Here is a 6,059-nt window from a genome sequence, read left to right on the forward strand (position 1 = left end):
GACGGCTGGCCCGAGGTCGACCTCGACGCCGGCGCCCGGGCCGCCCGCGAGTTCGGCTCCGCGGTCCCCGCCTGAGCCGGCGGCCCGTCCAGCGCTGTAGAAAAAACGCTGGTAAGGATAGCCTTTCGAGGCTTGTCGGCGACTCCGGGGAGTCCTACCGTAGGGGCATGAGCGTCCCCGGTCCGGCACCACACAGCACGGTGGAACCCCACGATTCATCGGTCGGCGGCAAACTCAACTGGCTGCGTGCCGCGGTCCTGGGTGCCAATGACGGGCTGCTCTCGACCGCGGGCCTCGTCCTGGGCGTCGCCGCCGCCACCACGGATCGCCCGGCGATCCTCGTCGCCGGCATGGCGGGGTTGGTCGCGGGCGCGAGCTCGATGGCCATCGGCGAGTACGTGTCCGTGAGCACGCAACGCGACACCGAGAAGGCGCTCATCGAGAAGGAGACCCGCGAGCTCGAGGAGGCACCCGAAGCGGAGTTCGACGAGCTCGTGGGCCTGTACACGGCCAAGGGGCTCAGCGAGGAGACCGCCCGGCGGGTGGCGGAGGAGCTGCACGCCGACGATCCCCTGGCGGCCCACCTCGATGCGGAACTGGGCATCGACGCCGAGTCGTTGACCAACCCGGTCAGCGCCTCGATCTCGTCCGCGATCTCCTTCGCGCTCGGTGCCGTCATCCCCCTGCTCGCCGTCCTCGCCCCGGCCACGCTGAGGGTTCCGTTGATCGGCGTCCTCACGGTGGTGGGGTTGATCCTCGCCGGGTACGTCTCCGCCCGACTCGGGGACGCGGATCCCCGCCCGGCCGTGCGCCGGCTCGTGATCGGGGGCGTCGCGGCCATGACGGTGACCTACGGGATCGGCCTGCTGCTCGGGACCAGTGTGGCCTGAGCCGTGGGGCGCCTCCGCTGTTCGGGCCCGGGACGCGGGGGGATCGCCTGCATCGGAGGCGCGGACTCTGTAACCATGGTCCGGTGAAGAGACTCGGCTACGTGGCGGTGAGACGCCTCGCGCTCGAGATCATCGGGTGGACGCTCATCGTTCTCGGCATCGCCGCACTGTTCCTCCCGGGTCCCGGGCTCCTCATGCTGTTCGCCGGGACGGTGGTGCTCTCACGGCAGTACGAGTGGTTCGACCGGCGCCTCCTGTCGATCAAGCGCGTCGCCATGGAGGGCGCCTCCCGCGGGGTCCAGTCGTGGCCCAAGATCGCGGGGTCACTACTCGGCGCGGCCTGGCTGATCGGCCTGGGGATCTTCTGGGGGATCGGCTCGACGGTGCCGACCTGGTGGCCGCTGTCGGCCGACCTCTGGCTCATCGGCGGCTGGGGCACCGGCGGCACCCTCATCTTCTCGGGCCTCGTCGGGCTGGCGCTACTCGTCTACGCACTGCGACGGTTCCGCGGCAGCCCGTACGACCACGAGGCGGAGGTGGTGCACGACCACCAGCGCCGGGAGGAGCGGCGCAGGGCACGGGCCGTACGTCGACACGCCCACGCGGCGGCACGCCGCGCCGACCCCGGCGTCACTCCAGGCTGAACCGCTCCTCGCCGCCCACCTCGACCATCCGCTGCTCCCCCCGAACGCACACGCACACCGGGGTCTCGTCGATCACTCCGTCGCGGTGACGGATCACCACCTCGTCCCGCATCACCGTCACCGTGAGCGGCGAGCGCAGGTAGGTCATGTTGAACGAGACCCCGTCGATACCGCCGGGCAGATTCGGGTCGAACTGCAGCATCCCGCCCTCGACCCGCATCCCGGCGTAGAAGCGCTGCACGAGGTCGACCGTGCCGGACATGACCCCCATGTGGATGCCCTCGCGGGTCGTCCCACCCTGGATGTCGTGCACGTCGCTGCCCAGCGCGACCTTGAACCGTTCCCAGGAACTGTCCGGATCGAAGCGTGCGAGGACGCCCGCGTGGGTGATGTACGACAGGGTCGACCCGTGGGAGGTGCGGTGGTCGTAGTACTCGATGGTCCGCCGCGCGGCGTCCTCGGGGAACTCGTACCCGAGACGCCCGAACACCCGGCGCAGCTCGTCGTCACTGAACAGGAAGAACAGCATCACGGCGTCGGCCTGCTTGGCCAGCTTGTACCGGTCCGGGGTGTCGCCCTCGGCCTTGAGGATCCGGTCGAGCCGCTGGATGTTGCCGTACCTGGCGCGGTATCCCTCCCAGTCCAGCTCCTCCAGCTCCTCGTAGCCCTCGAACTGGCTGATGATCCCGTCGTGGAACGGGACGAACATCTTTCGGCTCATGTCCTTCCACCGGGCGATCTCCTCGTCGCGCAGTTCGAGCCGGGCACGGACGGCACCGGCCTGGGGTGCCGGCAGCAGGTCGAGCAGGTGGGCGGCGATGTCGCAGATCCACGCCACGAAGACGTTGGTGTAGGCGTTGTTGCGCACTCCGCCCTCGGACGCGCCCGGGTACTTCTCGTGGTACTCGTCCGGCCCCATCACGCCGTGGATCTCGTACCGCTGCCGCTCGGGCGAGTAGTGCGCGATGGATGACCAGAACCGCGCGATGCCGAGCATCATCTCCGCGCCCCGGAACTCGAGGAACATCGTGTCCTCAGTGAGGGTGACGTACTGCCAGACGTTGTAGAAGATCGCGGCGCTGACGTGGCGTTGGTTGTGCGACAGGTCGATGTCCCACCGCCCGGACATCGGGTTGAGGTGGAGTTCCTGGGTCTGCTCCGTGCCGAGCGATCCGCTCTGCCACGGGAACATGAACCCCTCGTAGCCGGCCGACGCCGCCGCCACCCGCGCCTCGGACTGCCTCCGGTAGCGGTACATGAGCAGGCTGCGGGTCACGGCCGGGAGCCGGAAGGTCAGGAACGGGAAGACGAACAGCTCGTCCCAGAACACGTGGCCCCGATAGGCCTCACCGTTGATCCCGCGGGCGGGCACGCCGGCGTCGAGGTCGGAGGTGTTGTGCGAGCACGTCTGCAGGATGTGGCTGATGTGCACCCGCAGCAGGTGCTGGGCCTCGTCGTCGCCGAACACGTGCAGGTCACACGCCTGCCACAGCCGTTCCCACGACTCGCGGTGGTGCGCGTACGCCGCGTCGAACGGTCGCGAGCGCGACGCCGACCGGGACGCGCGCAGGAGCGTGTCCCCCGTGGCCGGGTCACGGGAGGTGAACAGGGCGACCGATTTCTCGATCGTCGTGGGGACGTCGCGCTCCAGCTCCACGTGGAGGGTCTGCTGGATGTAGTCCGCCGTCCGGAAGTCGGAGCGGGGCACCTCGCGTTCCCGGCCGCCGGTCGAGACGAGGGTGCGTGCCGCGACGCCGACGTTCACCTCGGACTGCCGGGTGCGCACCTTGAGCGCCATCACCTCGGGCTGCGGGAACACCGTGCTGCCCGGCCGGAGGTGATCGCTCTCGAGTTGCCGGTAGCGGGGCACCCCGTCGTTGGTGACGCGCCCGTCGAGCGCGCTCACGATCTCCGCCTGGCCGGACCAGTTCAGCGGCGTGATCGTCCACTCGAGGTAGGCGTGGTGCATGCTGGCCATCGACGCGAACCGTCGGCTCACCAGCTCGGTTTCCCGTCCCTCCCGGTCACGGAAGCGGATCTGGCGGGTCATCAGCGCCGAGCGCAGGTCCACCCGGTGGCGGTACTCGAGGATCTGCACCTCCGAGAGCCGTAGTACCTCGGCGCCGCCGATGCGCAGCTTGAGCGGCAGCCAGTTGGGGAGGTTGACCAGGTCCTCGTTGTGCACCGGCACGCCGCCGAGCATGGTGGTCGCGCGGTTGTAGAGGCCGTGCACGTAGGTGCCCGGGTAGTGGACCCCGTCGTTCTCCTCCCATTCGGCGGCGCCGCGGGTGGACATGTACCCGTTGCCGGTCGAGGTGAGGGTCTCGCGCAGGCCCTCCTCACCGGGGTCGAACCCGTCGTAGGACAGCGAGAAGGCGTCGTCCTGCCCGCCCGGGGAGGCTGCACGTCCGGCCTGTGAGGTGGTCACACGCCCGACCCTAACCAGTCCGTCGGCTCCTCGGCGGCGGTCCGGCCGGACGGCTCGGCGAGATCGTCATCCCGCCGAGACCCGCCCCGCGCGGGTCTACGATATGATCTACGTCATAGTCGGGACGGTTCGGGGCCGCGCCGCGATCCCTCTTGTCGACCGTCTCCGTCCGACAGGGGTTCATCATGACCGTTCAGCTCATCGAGATCACCGAGGACGTCGCCGACCGGCTCCAGGTCCTCACCACACCGACGGCCTGTCAGGTCGGCGATGCGCGCATGATCATCATCGATCTGCTCGGTTCCGGGCCGTCGTGGCCGTTGTCCGTCCTGGTCGACCACGTCTGCACCTCCTACGAGGCCCCGGACGGCGAGCGTCTCATGGTCGACCTGCGCGACCGCGAGGGCCTGGCCGACCACCTCCTGCGTGACGAGCCCGCCCTGCGCCACGTGACGTGGGTCCGCGCCACGCGCCAGGCACTGCGCGAGTTGACCGACGCCGGCGAGGTGGTGTGGAGCCTGCCGTCGGACGATCCGGACGAGGTCGACCATCCGGAGGTCGAGGTACTGATGTCCGGCGCCCAGCCGCGCGCGTTCCGCGTCTACGTCGGCGATCCGCTGCCCGACGGCTCGGTCTCCCTGCGGTAGCGGACGGCCACCGCGAGCATCACCGCGCCGACGGCGATGAACGACAGCACACGGAACAGTCCCGGCAGGGTGGCCAGGTCGAGCAGAAGCAGCTTCGCCAGCGCGAGGGAGCCCAGGACGAACCCGAGTCGACGCGCATCGGCGATCCGCGGGTTCGCGGTGAGGACGAGCCAGGCCGCGCAGCAGATCCACAGCACCGTCACCACCAGGTGTGCGGCGAGGAACCCGTTCCGCGCCACCCCGGTGAGGTCACCGATCACGACGCCCGCCGCGACCACCATCACCGAGAAGGCCGCCAGGGCCACGACGGCGCCCACCATCATCACGCGCGTCGACTCGCGGGGCAGGCGGCGGCGCGCCCACCACGTCACGGCGACCGCCAGCGCCGTGATGGCGAACGCGGAGACCACGTCCCAGTAGGTGAACTCGCGGACCGCGAGGCGGTCGCTCAGTACGAGGTGCGGTCGGTTGACGGCCGCGTAGACGAGCACGGCGATCACGGAGGCGGCCGCGGCCACCAGGTCCACCCAGCGTCGTCCCCACAGGCCGGCGGACACGACGTACGCCAGGGCGCTCAGGGTCAGAGCGAATCCGGTGAGCTCGCGCCCTCCCAGTTCGACCCACGTCAGTAGCAGGAGCGCGCTCCCGACGAACCCCGTGACCGCGGCCAGCAGCACGTGCGCCCTGTCGCGGCCGGTACGGCCGGCGAGAACCGCGACGGCGAGGTAGGCGGCGGCGAGGGCCAGCCCGACGGGCCAGCCGGGCCGGAGGAGGTGGGTGGCCGGCAGGAGGGCGAGGGGCAGGGCGGTGGGGACGACGACGAGGGCGGCATTGGCGAGTGCCGGGCGGCGGTGGGCGGTGTCGTACCAGGCCACCCCGACGCCCACGGTGGCAAAGACGAGCGGGGTCGCGATGAGCGCGATCTGTTCGCCGCGGCTGTGGAGTGCGGCCTGCGAGAGGTAGCCGGCCAGCAGGAACCCCGGTAGGACGGACCACACGACGCGGACGGCCGCCCCGAGTTCGGCGGCGAGTACCGCGGTGGCGATGCCGACGATCGCGACGAAGATCGGCAGCTCGACACCGGTGGAGATGAGGGGCGCCAGGAGCATCGTGCCGGCCGAGACCAGGCAGGCCAGCAGCCCGGAGGACCAGCGCCCCGCGAGTGCCATCCCTCCGAGGGCGAGCCCGCCCACGAACATGTACGCGGCCGGGACGGGGATCCACAGGTAGAGCGTGGTGCTGGCGATGACGTCGAGCATCGCCGCTGCCAGGCCCGTGCCGACCAGGGCCAGTGCGCCGGGGTTGACCGGGGTGCCGTCGGGGTCGGAGGCGGCCCGGGGGTCGGTGTGGGCCGTGGGGTCGGTGGTGGCGGATTCGTGGCGGGACTGCAGTCGCAGGCCGAGGCCGACGAGCACCACCGCCAGGACCGCGGCGGCGACGACCCGCGCGA

At 70.7% G+C, this 6,059-nt stretch carries 5 protein-coding genes; 3 read left to right on the plus strand and 2 right to left on the minus strand.

Features of this window, described 5'->3' with window-relative positions:
• Positions 1-167 precede the first annotated feature (167 nt).
• Both G6023_RS12480 and G6023_RS12485 read left to right on the plus strand, forming a co-directional pair.
• Complete coding sequence (locus G6023_RS12480; protein ID WP_069389076.1) at positions 168-890, plus strand: VIT1/CCC1 transporter family protein; 723 nt, start codon at positions 168-170, stop codon at positions 888-890.
• Between the two features lie 101 nt (positions 891-991).
• Positions 992-1,534, plus strand: a complete 543-nt coding sequence (locus G6023_RS12485) for a PGPGW domain-containing protein (protein WP_347570770.1) — start codon at positions 992-994, stop codon at positions 1,532-1,534.
• Here G6023_RS12485 and G6023_RS12490 read toward each other — a convergent pair.
• Positions 1,521-3,962, minus strand: coding sequence for a glycoside hydrolase family 65 protein (locus G6023_RS12490; protein ID WP_069389074.1), 2,442 nt, complete (start codon positions 3,960-3,962; stop codon positions 1,521-1,523). The two genes, G6023_RS12485 and G6023_RS12490, sit on opposite strands and share 14 nt — an antisense overlap.
• A 185-nt stretch (positions 3,963-4,147) precedes the next feature.
• On the opposite strand from G6023_RS12490, the gene G6023_RS12495 reads away from it, so the two are divergent.
• The gene (locus G6023_RS12495) at positions 4,148-4,609 is read left to right on the plus strand and encodes a hypothetical protein (protein ID WP_067715077.1); all 462 of its coding nucleotides are present in this window, start codon (positions 4,148-4,150) and stop codon (positions 4,607-4,609) included.
• Here the strand turns inward: G6023_RS12495 and G6023_RS12500 are convergent.
• Positions 4,564-6,059 (minus strand): DUF2339 domain-containing protein (locus G6023_RS12500; protein WP_182635787.1); only part of this gene is annotated, 1,496 nt, incomplete at its 5' end. The two genes, G6023_RS12495 and G6023_RS12500, sit on opposite strands and share 46 nt — an antisense overlap.

It is taken from the genome of Dietzia sp. DQ11-71 (assembly GCF_014144995.1).
Lineage (GTDB): Bacteria > Actinomycetota > Actinomycetes > Mycobacteriales > Mycobacteriaceae > Dietzia > Dietzia kunjamensis.

What these genes read in the sequence shown, in the direction of transcription:
- G6023_RS12480 (WP_069389076.1), top strand. Translation starts at nt 168, where the DNA reads ATGAGCGTCCCCGGTCCGGCACCACACAGCACGGTGGAACCCCACGAT.
- G6023_RS12495 (WP_067715077.1), top strand. Translation starts at nt 4,148, where the DNA reads ATGACCGTTCAGCTCATCGAGATCACCGAGGACGTCGCCGACCGGCTC.